Raw genomic sequence first — 18430 nt, forward strand, 5'->3', positions numbered from 1 at the left:
GCTATTTATGCATTTGTTTTAAATAAAACTCTTGAAAAATTTCGGTATTCTTTTGAATGTCATAACCTTTTTCTTTTATTAAATCAAAGTTATTTGACTTTTCGTTTTCAGTGCCTTCTAATATTTTATCAGCCCATACATCAGGAGATATTGTAATAGGTAGAAAATTAATATCATTAGTTAAATGCACTTCGTTAGTAATCCTATCCGAAGCAAAAACCTTAAGCCCTGCAGACTGTGCTTCTATAAGAGTTACAGGAAGACCTTCATAAAACGAAGGAAAAACAAAAGCATCAAGCATTTGATATAACTCAGGAATATCTGTTCTAACACCAAAAAAACGAACTTTATTTTCAATTGCTGAATTTTTTACTTCTAATTCTAGTTTTTTTCTTAAAGGCCCATCTCCAATTAGGATTAATACACAATTATCCTTTTTTTGAACTAGACTACTAAAAATGCGTAACAAATATGAATGGTTTTTCTGGCTCGAAAATCTGCCTACGTGCCCAATAACCAATTGGTTTTCTAAATGATACTCTTTTATATATTTTGCACTTATTTCTGGGTTATAAGCAAAAGCTTTAGCATTAATGGCATTATTCATTATAGTAAATAGTGTTTTTTCGCCAAACAGCCATTTTCCTGCTTTTTCTCCACAAGAAAAATAATGCGTAGTATGAGTATGAATCTTCTTTTTTAGATGAAACTTAATTATTTTTTTAGATATTTCCTTGTAACTTTCTCCATTAGGAAGTAAATCTCTTAATCTTATTTTTTCTATGGCTATATGCGCATGTGCAATGCGACAAGGTATTTTAAATTCATTTGCTATTTTTAAAGGGAAAAAACTAAAAGTATTTAAGTGAGAATGTATGACTTTATATTCATTATGTTTTTTAAAGAAGGCCCTTAATTCATTGTAATAAATATTAGGAGACAGTGGGTTAATGGAGTTTAGTTTATATATTTTCCCTCCTAGGCTCTCTATTTCATCATCAAATGCTGCTTTTTCTTTTCTGTGAACCAGAAAATCAAATTGAACTCTGTTTTTATCTATACTCCTATAATAGTTCATGATCATAGATTCTGCACCACCACGATTCATAATAGTAAAAACTTGTAAAACTCTAATTACTGCCATTAATGATTATCTTTAGTTTTTATTCTAATATATAAATTAAGCAAAAAACCAAAAGGGATGGCAAGAATAGTCGTAAACTTTTTGGGCGATTCTTTTAAGAAAGCACTATTTTTAGTAAACATTGAACTGGAAACATAATGAATAGCGTTTTTGAATTGGTCTTTAAAGTTCTCTGCTAATGTCATTCTACTTTTTCTTGAAAAAGCAAAACCTTTAGGGTGCCTTCTATATTGTTTTAGCATATTCATACTTGATCCATCTACCATGTATTCAACTTCACAAAATACCTCATTAACAGGTAATAGTTTATAATCTTGATCTATAAGCTGATACAAATACCCTAAAGGAACAAATCGTTCACCTTCAAATATTGGGTACGCAGGATATTTTTTTACAACTTCTGTTCTATATACAAGTTTTTTATCTCCTTTTACATCATATTTATTATAAAGATCATATAAGGTAACTTGCTGTAAATGTTCTGGAATTTTGGTACCAATTAAATTTCCTTTAAAGTCAGCATCTAATCCAACTAAACCAGCATACTCTTTTTTATCTTTTATTAAGTCCCAAGCGGTAAGGATTTTTTCAATTGCATTATTCCCCATACAATCATCACTATCAATGCATATATTAAGAGTCGTTTCTATCAATCTATAGGCAGCATTATGACCACCATGCATCCCCTGATTCTCTTGATAATGATAAATGATGTCTATTTTTTCTTCTTCTATCCAGCTTGCAACTAGTTCTTTAGTGTTATCCGTAGAGCCATCATCAATTATAAGCCATATAAAGTCTTGGTTAGATTGATTGATTAAACTTTCATAACATTGATGTAAACAATATGCTCGGTTATACGTAGGCGTAAATACAGTAATAGTTTTCATAATTAATATATGTAGAACATTAAATAAGTAAACATAAAATAAATTAGCATCACTTTTGCTATTATTAAATGTTGATTTTGAAAAAAACGTTGTTTTAAAAACGGATAAATAATAATTAATCCCATCATAAACCATGACAAATAAGCAAATCTATTTGAGAAATTAGCTTTAATAACTAAAATCCAAAAACCATTGCATAATAAATAGGTGTTGAAAAGTTGAAAATATAGTTTATCTACAAATTGTTTTTTATATATAAAATACCATCCAGCAACAACTGCAAAAGAGCTGTGAAATAAAAAGTCCCATCGAAAACCTGTGCTAGAAAAAGTTCCTTCTGCGGCCTCACCACTTAGATAGCTAGAAAGGCGATCATCTGCAAAACCTAAACTACTAAAAAGAGAAATCCATACACTACTTAGTGCAAGAGATAAAGGAATGCACATAAGCCAGCCTTGTAAAAAACGTTTTGGATCATTATAAAAATGAGTGATTATATAAGCAATTATTGGTAGATACATGGTTTTATGAAAAGAAGCCGATAAAAGGAAAAATAGCCCCATAAAAATTTTATTTTTATGATAACATATTCCCCATAAAAAAAAAGATGTAGCTAAACCATTTCGAATCCCATTTGTACCATAGGTATAAAATGAGAATGATATAATAAACATAAACAATGCATAAAACCAATATTCTTTAAATAATGTTTTTGAGATTTTATACAAAGGAAAGATGTATAAGAAATCACATAATGTAAAAAATATATGAACATTCATAAATGCAGAACAAAATTTCATATAAACATGAAAGAAAACATCTTTAAGAGAAACGATAGCACCACCATTAGCATAATATTCAAAATAAGTTGCATAAGTTCTAGTATCACCAAAATATTTACCACTTATGGGGCGAAGTCCTAAGTATAAAACAATACTAAAAAACAAGAAATAACCAGAAAAATTAATAAAAGAAAGATTTTTTTTACTATGAATAGGGACTACCGCTGAATGAAATAGACACAATAATGTAAATATTAATAATACATTAAAATAAATTTCGGCAAAGTGTTCTAACGGAATAAAATCTATCATTTATATAAGTTTAATGCCTTTTTCTTCTAGCCTCTGCGTCAATTATTGAAAATTCAATATCTTGATTAAAAGTATGAATTGAAACGATTTCTTTATCCCAATCTGGAATAACAGATGTTATAAGCTTTTCTTCATATTCTTCTTCATTAAGTTTAACAATTTCAAAAATATTTAGCCCATACCCATAATGATATTTCGAATTTTGAGATGGTCTATATAGAGTGTTATTTTTCTTAAATATCTTACCTGCTGGTCTGGATTTTGTAACATCAGATACAACAGGACTTTGAGGATGCAAGACCCAATCTTTGCTCAATAACTTATCAGATGAAAAAATATACAATTCATCTTCAAACGCGATGCCTTCATTTTTTCTTATATTGGTAAACATCCAATACTTGTTGTCTTTATAATATATAGTAGTATCAACCGCTTCAATATCCTCCATAAGATTCATTTCTAATTTCCATTTATGAGGGAAATCTATACATTTATAAATTTCAATTGTTTTATTTTGATTTGTTTCTGGCAACATGTATAATGAACCATTATCTTCTATTAAAAGAGGATAAGACATATGATAGTCATTTTCAATAATTTTTTCAGGTATTGTATAATTCCCCTTTTCATCAATTGTGAAATGAGAAATAAAGCCTTTTCCCTCTTTGAATAATAATTCTTCTATAAAGATATGATATTTACCTTCTCTACTAATAACAAAAGGATCAGCCCATAATCTGTCTTTTGGGGGTAATATCTTTTTAAATGTATTGAATGAAAAATTATGATTAGGGCTTTCGCTAAATTGATACATTAAAATCCATTGATCAAAAACAAATCGTTTTTTTATTTTACTAATAAAATATTGAAAATAGTTAAAAGGCAATAGGAATATTAACTTAAAAAAGAATATAATAGGTGAATTATCTATTGTTGGGCTTTTGGTTGTATACTGTTGTTCAACTATATCATGAGGATCCTGAAGGTTTTTAATAGTCCTAAGTATTATTTCAGGGGATTTCCAAAAAGCTTGGTTATTATTCCTTAAAAGATTAAACTTGTTTACCTGAGAATAAGATTGGTATAGTACTTTATTTAGTTTTTGACCCTTCAGTTTTTGAAGTGATATTCGATGCGTAGGCCTCTTTAAAAACACTTCCTGAAAACCTATATAAAGGTTACTTAAAGTATTGTTCCCTGAAAATATTTCCCAAATCCCATATTTAGGAGCATTTATACATTTTTTATTAAATTTATGAGTACTAAAGTTTATTAAAACATCATAATTAGACGATTTTAAATGCTTAGCAACATTTTTAGAATTATTTAAGGATACTTCATTTTCTATTGAAGTTTTATCAATTTCTGATTTAAAGAATGCATTTGGTCCTATTTCTGAAAATAACTTGCTTTCAATTCTTTGAACTATTTTGTACAAAAGCTTTATTAAAAACAAGGTTGGAGAAAAATCTATTAACTTTTTTTGTTTTTTAAATTTTAAATGAATAAGATTTAATTTTATAAAATCTTGATTTTGAAGCTTATTAATGGTAGTATGTTTCCAATTTGAAATTTTATTATCATCTATAATAACTCCAACCTTAAATCTTTTGCTCATGACTGATTATATTTAAATAATTCCAACCATTTTTTCATAATAATCTCTTTGTCATATTTCTTAACACTAAGCTTTGCATTCTTACCAAACTTTTCACGTAAAGATTTATTATTCATCATTAATAATATAGCTTCTGCTAATGCATTAATATTTTTGTTTTCAATTAATAGTCCATCAGAATGATTAGTAATAATATTCTTAGGTCCATTTGGGCAATCAAATGATATTATTGGCAAGCCAACAGACATAGCTTCTAATAAAACCATAGGAAAACATTCGGTTTCAGAAGTCATAACATAAAAAGAAGCCTCCAACATTTTCTTTTCTATTTCATTAGTTGCTTCTTTTATAAATATGCTTTTTTGTAATGATGCTTCATTTATTAATTTTTTCAAGTCTTTTAAATAAGAGCCCTCTCCATTTCCATAAATCTCTAAAACCCATTCTTTATTAGTCTCTGCCACGATTTTCCATGCGGAGATTAAATCCTCAAACCTTTTAACTGGAGCTATTCTACCTGCACTAATAACTTTTTTATTTTTAAGACTTGAAGAGTCATCAGGAAATCGCGTTAATGCATTGGGAATAACAACAGTGTTGTCTGATTTAAAATATTTTTTTTCATCATCAGTCAAAATAGCATTAAATGAGTATTTTTTTTCTGTGAAATCATTTAACTTATATATGATTTTTTTCAAAAAAGAATTACTACCATGCTGTCTTATTTCTTGATAATAATGTCTTGAAGAGTGAAACTCTTTTATTTTAATAGATTTCCGGTGGATATAGGGTAAATAATAATAATCAAACTGAGAGCTAAGTGTTATAACAACATCCGGTTTGATTTTATTAAGAAGTCTACTTAATTTAAAATAATGTGCTGGAGCTTTTCGTAAATTTGAGACGGAAAAGTAACTTTCTGTTCTCACGTATTTAATATCAAGATCTTTTATCACTACTTTGGAATCTATATGGTAGCATGGTTTTTGTCCATCCTGCTGAGAAGTTATTATATAGACTTCTACAGTATTAAAAGCTGTGAGATAATTAACCTTGTTAGACAATACCCTTTCTGCTCCACCATGTAAATAAATTTGATCTGTTATATATACTAGTCTCATTTGTTTTTTGATAAGAACATTTTTAATTCTCTCAATCTAAAAACCTCTATAATTTTGTAAATGAATCTAACTCCAAAAACACTTATAAGTTTTCTTTTTATATTAGGGAAAAAGGTTGTTTTTTTAGGAAGCCATGACATTGCAAAATGATGAATAGAAAAAGTCCTCTCCGTTTTTTCAATAATACCCGTGCCATGATTTTTAGCACAGAAAAAGTCTTTTGGAAACATAAATAATTCATTTTTAGTGCTTTCAAACGAAATTTTATTAATCATAGGATTGTCAATCTCTATGATTGTATGTTTTTCAAGAATTTTTTTCATCATTATTCTTGGTAATGTGAGAGTATCAAAACTACCATCGTCTTTAATAAAATTACGATTATTATAATGTGCTAAACAATCTTCTAACCATTTAGTTCCTTTTTCAGCACCAAACACTCCAGCTTCAATAATTCCATCACCTTCTGACCCAATAAAATATGGTAGATGTAATAATGAATCAAAACTTTTTAAAACCTCAATGTCGGTGTCTAAATAAATACCTCCATACTTATGTACAGCATAGAGTCTAATATAATCTGCTGCAAATGCATATTTTTTAGTTTCAAATGCTTTCATTACCCATTGGTTACTTTCTAATGGAAATCTTTTGGTATCCCAAAGAATAAACTCATAATCTGGTAATATTTTTTTCCATGACTCGAAACAATTTGCAATTAATTCTGGGAAGGGATCCTGACTCAACCAACAATAATGAATTTTTTTAGGTATCATGTTTAATTATTTTTAAATATTTATAATTATCTATTGCCAGTAGTGAAAAAATAAAATTTAGGAAATGTTTTTTTTAAGAATTTGGCGATTAAAATTATAAAGACAGTAGTAATTAAAAAATTAATAAAATATAGAATAAATAACTTTTTATCATCTAATATAAAAAAAGCGGTTTCAACTTTTTTCAATAATAGTAAAGGAATCCCATGTGTTGCATATATAAAAAAACCATATGAAAAAACCTCATGTGATTTAAATTGGATTTTATCTTCTATAATATCATATAATGACCAAATAGCTATGCAGCCTAATAAAGCACCAACATCTGATAATAAAATAATTTTCCAATCATTAACTATAAATAGCTCATAATATTTAGCTATTGTTGAAATTGATATCCATAATAACAATAATAATAAAGCTAAATATTTATTTAATTTAAGAGTTAAATTAACTTTATAAAGAGAACAATATGCGCCAAATATAAAATAAACGATCATCCCATACTTAAAGATATCTATTTCTGCTATAGTAAAAATACTTGTTTTAAAACTAGCTAATAAAAAAATAATTGGTAAAAAATAGTACTTAAAGTATTTCAATAATATGAATATAAGAGGTGATATGAGAAAATAAAGCAATAATTCTCTAATAAACCAAAATTGATAGTTTATGGGCTCTAATATTAAATTAGAGAATTGATTAAAAAGGTTCATTTCATGAAGAGGAGAAGAAAAATAACTTTTTAGTAAAGGTATAATTTGTAAAAGGTAAATGAATAAAAACCAAAAAGTACACCAAAATAAATAAGGTACACCAAGAGTTTTTAATCTTTTAAATAGTTTTGATTTAAATAACAATTTATTATTGTTATTTAAATCAAAACTTAAAAAAAACAGATAACCTGAGATAAAAAAGAAAGTTGGAACTACAAACTCTAAATATCCATTAGAAATTAAGTTCTCTATAAACCAAACTTCATTATTTCCAGAATTATTATACTCTATATTATAACAATGAATAACAACAACAAAGAGTAAAAGAAAAAAAGAAAGAATAGATATTTTTGTACTTAATTTTTTATCCATATCAAATTATTTTGAAATAAAATTCCTGCATTTTTCTTTTAAAGGTTCTGCTAATTTATGATGCAACCCTAGATTTTTAACCATGGTATTTCTATCAATCTTACCTTTTAAATCGAAATTTGCAGTGTATTCTCCTGTTTCACTATTAACATCAATTCTATTAAACAACTCTAGAATGCCATCAAATCTACACGAATCAACAAATTGGTCAAATCCATTTATGAAAATAACGGGAGTTCCCATTGCTAAGCATGGTAGGGCACAATGAATTCTTGATGTGATAACTAATTTAGCTCTAGCATATTTTTTTAATAATGTTTCTGCCATTTCAAATTTTTCTTCATTTGATATGTTGTTTAATGGCTCTTGGTTTATTAATTCAGCTTTATCTAATAATTCTTGGCTTATAAAGTTTTTTAAATGCTTATTTTTCTTGCCTAACTTAAAGGCTTTTCCATTTAAAATACTTCTAATTATTGATTTTTTGCTGTAAAATAATTTATCTTTACTTGGATAGCTATATAAGGGATCGGCTATATATATGTCGTCTCCTCTTTCAGAATCATCCACTTTATAAGAATCTAATGTAAGCGTTAGACATCCCGTAAAATAAGCGTCAATACCTTTAGCCTTTAAAGTGTCTGCTGTGAATTGATCTCTACAGCCTATGGGTTCATGTTTTTTTAAATATGAAATGCCTTTATCGGTCAACATGAAAGGAGCTGCTGTATTATTCATGTGAAAAGAGACAAATAAAGGGTGAATTTTGTCAGAAGGAACCCAATTAGAAGTATTATGAATATACCAACCGTTCATTATTAATTTAACAGGTTCGTCATTATAGTCAGCCATAGATTCTCTATCAACATATTTATCTACACTTGGTAAAAACTGTTTTGCAGCTAAACTTTGTATATTATCACCAACATTAAAAAATTTCTGATTTTCTATATATGTCATTAAACCGTATTTCATAATTTTATTATTTGATTTTTTTTAATAATTTTAATAATTTGGGATATTTATTTCGTATTATAAATTTCAATTTCCCAATTGAGTTGCTAGATTTAGTTATTTTATTTTCTAATAAATTATCTATCTCGCCATTTCGTATTCTATCTAATTGATTTTGTTCTAATGCTTTATTTTTAAATATAAAAATAGAGTTGCTATCCTTAGCTTTCTCCATAAGTTCCTTCCAAAAATATTGCATACCGGTACTTGCGCCTCCATAATTCAAAGTTTCAAAAATATCTGAATATACATTTTCATCAACGTTAAAACCATAGTGGTTTGGGTTTTTCCCATTAAGAATGAGCCCTAGTATAGTTCTATAGCATTTTTCACACTTGCTACAATTGAATGCACTTCTTAATTCAGAATAACAAACACGTAATTTAAAATTAGTATTCGTATCAGTTGAAAACTTTGTTATTAAATCAACTTTATCTTGTCTTTTAAGTTCATAACCATCATGAAGGACTTTAACACCTGCCCATGATATTTTCTCATCGATTTCTGGTGTAGAACCCCAAGCTATATCAATTTTTTCTGTATATGAAGATGCTATATATATATCTTTATAAGCGTTTACATATGAAATGGGGGCTAAAGAACCTATGAGAGATAATCCGTGTTGTACTTTTCCCCACCAGCCTATATCATTCAATAATAACTCAACTTGATAGTTGTAAAACTGTCTTACATTAGTTTCAATGTATTCTTTTTTATTATTTCTTAGAAGCTCTTCATTTTCTATAAAATCAGTAAAACTATTCCATTGTGAATGATCTTCAATTTCTATATCTGCCCCTAATATGGTGACTAAATCTGGCGTTTCATTAAAAGTTCTTATATAAGTAGCATATGCATCAACACCTCCGCTAAACAACATAGCAGTGTTAGCACCATCTATTTTGTTTTTAATAGTATTTGTAGCCTTTAAATTTCCTTTTAATTTATATTCAGGATATTGTTTTTCAAATTCAGTCTTAACTAATTTAATAGCTGTATAAAAATCCTCATCTAATTCTGGTACTTCAACATCAAAACCAGCGAACCAGGCAATTGACAAAACATTTGATATAAACGGGATTACTAAAATACTATTTGGAACTTTACTAATATCTATTTTATACTTTGCGTATAAAGGGTTTTCAAAATTAAAATACTTTTGAATATTTTTATTAGTGGTAGTATAGTCATACAATACTTTTTTACCATTATCTTCAATATTTATGTTTTTAAGTTTTAGCATTACTTCAGTAACTTTTTAAATTTTAAAATAGGACTTAATGTTTTTTTAAACAAATCTTTTTCAAAGTCGATTAACCCAATATTATAAGTTAAAAAGCAAAATATTATAGTATAAATAACAGCTTTAATTAAAAAATTAAGCCACCCTATCCCTGGAATTAAATTTATAGCAAAGCCAAATCCTAAGGCCAATATTATAACAAAAATAGTTCTATTAAATAATTCCTTAAAAAACCGGATGATATTAAGTCCTATTTTTTTGTGGTAATAAAAATTCATAACGTTTTGCACAATTATCCAAGCTATTACTGATCCTGCCATCATTCCAATTCCTTCATATTTGTATGCTAAAACTGCGCCTAAAATTGTACCTAATATCATAAAAGAAAGATACAAAATAGCTTTGAATCTTAATTTGTTTTTTGCTTCTAAAATAGAGTTTCCAAATCCTTGTACAAGCGGTAAGGTATAAGCTAACATTATCATCAAAGCAATTATCCAAGATTGAAAACTACCATCTTTTCCTAATTCACCTCCAACCCATAAAAAAACGAATTGTTTACCAAAAAGGAAAAAAGCTGTTAATATAAACATTAAGATAATAAAAGATAATCTACCAATTTTAATCATCATATCAGTCAATTCTTCTCCAGAAGCATTATCTACTGACATTTTTGTAGCTCTAGGTAAGAAAACGCTAGATATTGCTGTAGAAAATGCACCATAATAAGTTCCCAAAACAATGCCAATTCCATATATAGTTAGAACCCCAGGAGGACTTATTCTTCCTAAAACCCAATGACCAGCTTTCCATTGAAATAGTGAAACTAATGCAAATACAAATATCCATGTTGAGTAACTAAATATTTGCTTTATGAAATTTACAGAGAAGGAATGAAGTTTCACTTTTATTTTCAGTTTATTAAATACATAATATCCTGTAATTAGTATAATGCATATATTAAAAATAGAATCAATAATTACTAGAGCTATTGCTTTTCCTCCCAGAAGTAAAACAGCTACTACAGTTACAGATCTCAAAACATATCTTACTATATTTAGTGTTTTTGGAAATACAAACTTCTCATAACCATAACATATTCCTGTTAAAGAACCACCAGGTAAACCAACAGCTAGATTAAAAATAAAAATAGCAAAAATTATTTTTGCTATTTCAATCTCTTCTGGATTCATTTTGGTGAAATATGTGTCTATATGTCCATAAAAAATAATCCCGATTATTACGACCAAAGAAGAAATCCCGAAATAAATAAGCAATGTTGTGGCGAGAAAATTTTCTTGACCAATGATGTCCTTTTCTGCTTTATATTTAGCTACAAAACGGACAATAGTATTATTAAGTCCAAAATCTAGTAAAGAAATAGTCCCTACTAGAGCACCTATTGTTAAGTAGATGCCATACTCTGCTTTACCTAAATTATTAAGTATGAAAGGAGTCATTAACAACCCAATTACATTTGTTAATATAATCGTTGTATAGTTTAAAAAAGCTCCTTTTTTTAATTGACTCAAAATGGTTGGTTTTTAGTTAAAAGTTTTTAATGGTCAAAATTAAGGTTATAACCTACCATTTACATTTTCACTAAGAATACCTTTAACATCATATAAAATTCCATTAGGTTTTAATAATGATTTTAAGTCTTCTTGAAGAAATTCTTTATGAGCCACTGTTAAAACAACAGCATCAAATGTGCCTTCTGGTAATTGTTTTACTGTTTGCAAATCATATTCATGTTTTACTTCTTCAGGACTAGCCCAAGGATCGTAAATTGTTACTTGTGTTCCATAACTTTTAAGTTGATTAATAACATCAACGGCTTTTGTATTTCTTACATCTGGACAATTTTCTTTAAATGTAATCCCTAAAGCTAATACGTTAGCTCCTTTTATCCGAATATCGTTTTGTACCATTAATTTGATAACCTCTGAAGCCACATATTGTCCCATACTATCGTTTACCCTACGCCCAGCTAATATGATTTCTGGATGGTATCCAACTTCTTGTGCTTTCTGTGCCAAATAATAAGGATCGACACCAATACAATGGCCTCCAACAAGACCTGGTTTAAATGGTAAAAAATTCCATTTTGTACCTGCAGCTTCTAACACTGAATGTGTATCAATATCCATTAAATTGAAAATCTTAGCCAATTCGTTAACAAAGGCTATATTTATATCGCGTTGAGAGTTTTCAATAACTTTTGCAGCTTCAGCAACCTTAATAGTTGGAGCCAAATGTGTACCTGCAGTTATAACACTAGCATACAAGTCATCAACTTTTTTACCTATTTCTGGAGTTGAACCAGCTGTAACTTTTAGTATTTTATCTACAGTATGAAGCTTGTCTCCTGGATTAATTCTTTCAGGTGAATAACCGGCATAAAAATCTTCATTGAACTTTAAACCGCTTATTTTTTCTAATACAGGAATACATTCATCTTCAGTAACACCAGGGTATACGGTAGATTCGTAAATAACGATATCATCCTTTTTTAAAACCTTAGCAACCGTTTCACTAGATTTATACAAAGGTGTTAAGTCTGGACGATTATTTTTGTCAATAGGAGTAGGAACAGTAACCACATAATAGTTGCAATCTTTTATATCTTCAATATTTGAAGAGAAAAATAGACCAATGCTTTCTTTTGGATTGTTTTTTAAAACAGATTTTAAAACACTAGATTCAACTTCTAAAGTCGAATCATTACCTCGTTTTAATTCATCTATTCTTTCTTGATTAATATCAAAGCCAACAACATTATATTTTGTTGCAAAAAGCCTAGCTAAAGGAAGACCAACATAGCCTAAACCTATAATAGCAATTTTTATATCCTTCATTTTTTTAATTTGATAATATAACTAACTTATTTTAAATTTTTCCAGTACCAGTTAACTGCTTCTTTTAAGCCATTACTAATATTGTACTTAGGGTCGTAATTTAATAATTGTTTTGCTTTATCAATAGAAGCTAAAGAGTGAGGGATATCTCCAATTCTATTATTTCTGTGTTTTATTTCAATATTTTTTATAGCGTCATCAAATTCAGATAAATACATCTTCAATAGATTGGCTAATTCAATTAAAGTAGTTCTTTCGCCATAAGCTACATTATACACCGTGTTTAATGCATTCACATTATCAGTCGTTAATGCATTCATATTCATTTGTACAACATTATCTATATATGTAAAATCTCTGGAATAGCTACCGTCACCATTAATAACAGGAGATTCATGGCTAATAAATTGCTGAACAAACTTAGGTATTACAGCAGCATATGCTCCATTTGGGTCTTGTCTTTTTCCAAAAACGTTAAAATAACGCAGTCCAATGGTATTTAACTTGTATGTACTGGAAAAAATATCTGCATATAATTCATTCACATACTTAGTAATTGCATAAGGAGATAATGGTTTCCCTATAGTGTCTTCTACTTTTGGTAATGCTTCATGGTCACCATATGTTGAGGAACTTGCAGCATATACAAAACGTTTTACATTTGCATCTCTTGCAGCGACAAGCATATTTAAAAATCCAGAAACATTTACATCGTTTGTGGTAATTGGATCGTTTATAGATCTAGGTACAGACCCTAAAGCTGCTTGATGCAACACAAAGTCTGCTCCGTTACATGCATTGTGACAATCTTCAAGGTTCCTAATATCCCCTTCAATTAATTTGAAATTATCGTTATCTAAAAAGGGTTCTATATTAGTTCGCTTTCCAGTTGAGAAATTATCAAGGCAAATAGTCTCTATATTATTCTCTAATAATATTTCACATAAATTAGAGCCAATAAAACCTGCTCCACCTGTAATTAGTATTTTTCTTCCTTTTAAAGTTTTTAATTTTTCTTCGGTCATTTTTAGACTTGGGATTATTTTGTTCGAGGCAAATATGGAAAAAATAAATGTAAAAGGTTAACTAATTATATCAAGGTTTCATTTTTACCGATGAAATCCAAATACATGTCAAAATAATCGATCAAACAAAGTCTTTTACACAAGAATTAATGATTAGTTACTTGGAGATACCTTTTTAGTTTTATTAATTATAGTTTACTTGTATTTTCTAATTCCTTAATTGATTATTTAATCCAAAATTAAAATATAGAATCGATGATATGCATACTTTTACTTCCAATTAAAAGCATGCATGTATTTAACCGATTTTAATTACTCTTTTAGCGAATTAAATTGAATCTAACCATGTTGCTTTAAAACAATTACTAAATTTACACCGTAAAACACAAATTGAATTGATTAATAGCATTATTGATTTAATTGTATTAAAAGGATAAAAAATAAGTATTTTCAAAACCTCTCAAAAGTTAATTTAAATAAAAAGTAAAATTTTGATTAACAATAAATATTTTAAGAATATCATTTAGTACTATTTAATTTAAGCTGATAAGGAATTAATTTTTGTTTTATGAACAAAGAGGGAAATCATCTAGAAAAAAACATGTATTTAAAGCATAGCTATAAAGTTATGTAGATAAGTAATGCAATAAACTGAAACTTATAAACTTATAAATGTTGACCAAAACTAAAATATATTTATCATCTCCTCATATGGGAGGCACAGAACAAAAATTTGTTGCTGATGCTTTTGACACTAATTGGATTGCTCCATTAGGACCGCATGTTGATGGTTTTGAAAATGATTTAAGACGTTATTTAGGCAACGATAAACATGTTGCTGTATTAAGTTCTGGTACTGCTGCTATACATTTAGCACTTCAATTGCTTAATGTTTCTAATGGTGACGAAGTGTTATGCCAAAGCTTTACTTTTTCTGCTTCTGCAAATCCAATATTGTATCAAGGTGCAACACCAGTTTTTATAGATAGTGAACCTGATACTTGGAATATGTCTCCGGAATTATTGGAAATAGCGATTAAAGACAGAATTGAAAAACACAAAAAACCAAAAGCCATTATAGCAGTTCATTTATATGGTATGCCATACAAGGCTAATGAAATTAATGTCATTGCCAGAAAATATGAAATCCCTGTAATAGAAGATAGCGCAGAAGCATTAGGTAGTACCTATTTCAATCAAAATTGTGCGACACTTTCCGATATTGGTATTTTATCATTTAATGGTAATAAAATAATAACTACTTCTGGGGGAGGAGCTTTAATAGCTAATACTCAAAGCTTAAAAGAAAAAGCAGTTTTTCTATCAACTCAGGCAAGAGATAATGCACCTCATTATGAACATTCATCTATAGGCTATAATTATAGAATGAGTAATGTTTTAGCAGGAATCGGAAGAGGGCAAATGGAAGTGATTGACGACAGAGTCAATGCTAGAAGACAAAATTTTGAATTTTATAAAAAGAATTTATCACAATTTAATTCTATTGAATTTTTACAAGAACCGCAAGGTTTCGTTTCAAATAGATGGATTACTTGTATTAAGACAGACTCTTTTGAGACTCGTGAACAAATAAGACTTACGTTATCAGAAGACGATATTGAGTCAAGACCATTATGGAAACCAATGCATATGCAGCCAATTTTTAAAGATTGTTTGCATTTTACTAATGGTATTTCAGAAGATCTTTTTGATAAAGGTCTTTGTTTACCAAGTGGATCTAATTTAAGTCAAGATGATTTGGATAGGATCCTTAATAATATTTTAAAAACCCCGAACTTATGATAAATAATTATTTTACCTATTTCTCTCAGAAGTACGCCTCAAAATGGCTGGTTTTAGCTATCGATTTAGCAATTGTTTTGTCGACATTTTTCATGGCATATTTAATTAGGTTTAATTTTACATTAAATTTCGATTTAAAGCAGTTTTTGATCCAATTACCTTTTTTAGCTATAGTAGCGACTTTTAGCTTTCTACTGATAGGATCATTTAAAAGTGTTATTAGACATACTGGATTTACTGACGTTGTAAATTTATTTAAATCTATTAGCGTAATGTCGTTAATATGTATAGCTGTCGTATCTGTTAATAGAATGTTTGAGATACTTCCTGAATTTACAATACCATTATCTATAGTCGTAATGCATGCCTTATTAAGTTTTGTAGTGCTTAGTGCAAGTAGGTTACTCTTTAAAATGTCTTATAAGTACTTAAAGTGTAAGTTAATGTCTTCAAAAAGGGTGTTGATTTATGGTGCTGGTGATTCAGGAATTGTCACTTACAATGCTTTAATAAGCAATGTTACTACAAAATTTCAGGTAGTAGGGTTTATTGACGATAATTCAAAAAAGAAAGGTAAATCTATAAATGGTATTTCTATTTTTTCAAAAGAAAAAATCAACAATGACTATATTGAATCTAATCAAATAGACGAGTTAATTATTGCTTCTAAGAATATAGAAAAAGAAAATCTAATTGACTTAGTGAATCTTAATTTAAAAATCACAAAAATCCCACCTATTGAAAGTTGGATTAATGGAGAGTTAAATGTTAAGCAAATTAAGCAGGTACAAATAGAAGATTTACTTGGAAGACCTCCTATAGAAATAAACAATCCTAATTTAATAAATGAGTTTACAGGAGAAACAGTTATTGTAACTGGTGCAGCAGGGTCTATAGGAAGCGAATTAGTAAAACAACTTTCTAATTTTAATGTTAAAAAATTAATTTTAGTTGATCAGGCAGAATCTGCGCTTTATGATGTACAGCAGGATTTAAAACAAAATGGAAAACATAATTTCACAGCGATAGTCGCAGATATTCGAGATGGTTTAAGAATAGACACTATTTTTCAAAACCATAAACCAACCATGGTATTTCATGCCGCAGCTTATAAGCATGTGCCTTTAATGGAAGAGTCACCATATGAAGCTATTAAAATTAATGTTAATGGTACAAAATTACTAGCTGATACAGCATCTCGATATAATGTAAAGAAATTTGTTTTTGTATCTACAGATAAAGCTGTTAACCCTACAAGTGTTATGGGGGCTACGAAAAGAATGGCAGAGATGTATATTAGCTGCCTTCAGAAAGAAAGTAAAACAAAATTTATAACAACACGATTTGGAAACGTATTAGGTTCTAATGGATCTGTAATTCCTTTATTTAAAAAGCAAATTGAAAATGGTACGCCACTTACTTTAACTCATAGAGATATCACCAGATATTTCATGACTATTCCTGAAGCTTCTCAGTTAGTGTTAGAAGCAGGAACGATGGGTAAAGGGGGAGAGATTTTCATTTTTGATATGGGGGAATCTGTTAAGATTTATGATCTGGCAAAAAATATGATAAAGCTTTCCGGTTTAAGATTTCCAGAAGATATTGATATTAAAATTACTGGTTTACGACCTGGCGAAAAATTATACGAAGAGTTATTGGCCAATGGTGAAAATACATTGTCTACATACCATAAAAAGATAATGATTAGTAAAACCAGAGAATTGGATTATGATAAAATAAAATCAGAAATAGAAGAATTATGTATCACGAATCGTTTTCAAAATAATAATATTGTTATGAAAATGAAACGATTAATACCAGAATATAAATCTAACAATTCTGATTATGAGCGTTTTGATAAAAGAGTTCAAATTTATAAAAAAGTTAAAGGCATCTCTAAAGATAGAACCAATAAAAATTATGGGAACCTATAATTATCTATTTTAATTTCACTATTTTCCCCAAATAATATTAAAAATGAGCATATCACTTATAAAAAGTAAATTATTTATTATTGGTATAGTAATTAGTATGTTTTTAACTTCGTGTGCATCAAAACAAGATGTCGTTTACTTTCAAAATGCCAAAAATTTTGAAACTATTGTAGATACGGATACTTTTACTGCCAAACTTAAAATTGGTGATATTGTTAGTATTTATGTTTCTACTTTAGATCCTACTGTTACACAACCATATAACCTAATTAGGTCTGCTGGTGGTCAAGGAGAATTAATTGATTATTTAATTGATTCAGAAGGAAATGTAGATTATCCTGTGTTAGGTAAAATAAAATTATTGGGTCTTACCGTTGAGGAAGCAAAAGCTTTATTTAAGAAGAAATTTGCAGAAGGCAAACTATTAAAGGATCCTGTAATTATTTTTCGTGTTCTTAATTTTAGGGTAACTGTAGCTGGTGAGGTTAATAACCCTGGTGTTTACCCTGTTACAGGAGAAAGAGTGTCTATTCTAGAAGCACTTGGCATGGCTGGAGATTTAACTATAAAAGGCAGAAGAGATAATATATTAATAGTTAGAGATTTTAATGGTACCAAAACTTACACAAGAATTGATTTAACAAATAAAGAAGTTTTTAATTCTCCTGTTTATTATTTAACACAAAATGATTATATATATGTTGAACCTAATAACTCAGCTATAAGTGGCGCTTCTGGCGATGCGAGAATTGGAACACTAATTTCAATCGCATCATTCCTTATAACTACAACCCTCTTATTAATTACTAGAAATTAGAA

At 28.5% G+C, this 18430-nt stretch carries 15 protein-coding genes; 3 read left to right on the forward strand and 12 right to left on the reverse strand.

From position 1 onward, the window contains the following. Position 1: 1 nt before the first annotated feature. The 12 genes from EM932_RS03905 to EM932_RS03960 are packed head-to-tail and all read right to left on the reverse strand — an operon-like array spanning position 2 to position 13871. A complete protein-coding gene (locus tag EM932_RS03905; protein ID WP_135875705.1) occupies positions 2 to 1144 on the reverse strand; it encodes a glycosyltransferase family 1 protein in 1143 nt (380 codons plus the stop codon). Then, the gene (locus EM932_RS03910; protein WP_135875707.1) at positions 1144 to 2034 is read right to left on the reverse strand and encodes a glycosyltransferase family 2 protein; all 891 of its coding nucleotides are present in this window, start codon (positions 2032 to 2034) and stop codon (positions 1144 to 1146) included. Before EM932_RS03910 ends, EM932_RS03905 begins: the two co-directional genes overlap by 1 nt. A gap of 2 nt (positions 2035 to 2036) precedes the next feature. After that, positions 2037 to 3128, reverse strand: a complete 1092-nt coding sequence (locus EM932_RS03915) for an EpsG family protein (protein WP_135875709.1) — start codon at positions 3126 to 3128, stop codon at positions 2037 to 2039. A gap of 10 nt (positions 3129 to 3138) precedes the next feature. Continuing rightward, positions 3139 to 4746, reverse strand: coding sequence for a glucosamine inositolphosphorylceramide transferase family protein (locus EM932_RS03920; RefSeq protein WP_135875711.1), 1608 nt, complete (start codon positions 4744 to 4746; stop codon positions 3139 to 3141). Then, a complete protein-coding gene (locus EM932_RS03925) occupies positions 4743 to 5867 on the reverse strand; it encodes a glycosyltransferase family 4 protein (protein WP_135875713.1) in 1125 nt (374 codons plus the stop codon). The genes EM932_RS03920 and EM932_RS03925 overlap by 4 nt, the downstream gene beginning before the upstream one ends. Then, on the reverse strand, positions 5864 to 6643 hold the full coding sequence (locus EM932_RS03930) for a glycosyltransferase family 32 protein (RefSeq protein ID WP_135875715.1): 780 nt from the start codon (positions 6641 to 6643) through the stop codon (positions 5864 to 5866). The genes EM932_RS03925 and EM932_RS03930 overlap by 4 nt, the downstream gene beginning before the upstream one ends. A 26-nt stretch (positions 6644 to 6669) precedes the next feature. Then, a complete protein-coding gene (locus EM932_RS03935; protein ID WP_135875717.1) occupies positions 6670 to 7731 on the reverse strand; it encodes an acyltransferase family protein in 1062 nt (353 codons plus the stop codon). A 6-nt stretch (positions 7732 to 7737) separates the two neighbouring features. After that, a complete protein-coding gene (locus EM932_RS03940; RefSeq protein ID WP_135875719.1) occupies positions 7738 to 8706 on the reverse strand; it encodes a polysaccharide pyruvyl transferase family protein in 969 nt (322 codons plus the stop codon). A 7-nt stretch (positions 8707 to 8713) separates the two neighbouring features. Further along, the gene (locus EM932_RS03945; RefSeq protein WP_135875721.1) at positions 8714 to 9988 is read right to left on the reverse strand and encodes a hypothetical protein; all 1275 of its coding nucleotides are present in this window, start codon (positions 9986 to 9988) and stop codon (positions 8714 to 8716) included. Next, complete coding sequence (locus EM932_RS03950; protein ID WP_170179717.1) at positions 9988 to 11520, reverse strand: lipopolysaccharide biosynthesis protein; 1533 nt, start codon at positions 11518 to 11520, stop codon at positions 9988 to 9990. Before EM932_RS03950 ends, EM932_RS03945 begins: the two co-directional genes overlap by 1 nt. Positions 11521 to 11565: 45 nt before the next feature. Beyond that, entirely contained in the window at positions 11566 to 12846 is a 1281-nt protein-coding gene (locus EM932_RS03955; protein WP_135875724.1) for a nucleotide sugar dehydrogenase, read from the reverse strand. A gap of 26 nt (positions 12847 to 12872) precedes the next feature. After that, positions 12873 to 13871, reverse strand: coding sequence for an SDR family oxidoreductase (locus tag EM932_RS03960; protein WP_135875726.1), 999 nt, complete (start codon positions 13869 to 13871; stop codon positions 12873 to 12875). A 672-nt stretch (positions 13872 to 14543) separates the two neighbouring features. On the opposite strand from EM932_RS03960, the gene EM932_RS03965 reads away from it, so the two are divergent. From EM932_RS03965 to EM932_RS03975, 3 genes are read left to right on the forward strand one after another with little or no spacing between them, the layout of a single operon-like run. After that, entirely contained in the window at positions 14544 to 15674 is a 1131-nt protein-coding gene (locus EM932_RS03965) for an aminotransferase class I/II-fold pyridoxal phosphate-dependent enzyme (protein ID WP_135875728.1), read from the forward strand. Beyond that, positions 15671 to 17611: a polysaccharide biosynthesis protein gene (locus EM932_RS03970; RefSeq protein ID WP_135875730.1), complete on the forward strand. Its 1941-nt coding sequence runs from the start codon at positions 15671 to 15673 to the stop codon at positions 17609 to 17611. Before EM932_RS03965 ends, EM932_RS03970 begins: the two co-directional genes overlap by 4 nt. Positions 17612 to 17654: 43 nt before the next feature. Then, on the forward strand, positions 17655 to 18428 hold the full coding sequence (locus EM932_RS03975) for a polysaccharide biosynthesis/export family protein (RefSeq protein ID WP_135875732.1): 774 nt from the start codon (positions 17655 to 17657) through the stop codon (positions 18426 to 18428). Positions 18429 to 18430 lie beyond the last annotated feature (2 nt).

It is taken from the genome of Flavivirga rizhaonensis (genome assembly GCF_004791695.1).
In the GTDB taxonomy this organism is placed as follows: Bacteria; Bacteroidota; Bacteroidia; order Flavobacteriales; family Flavobacteriaceae; genus Flavivirga; species Flavivirga rizhaonensis.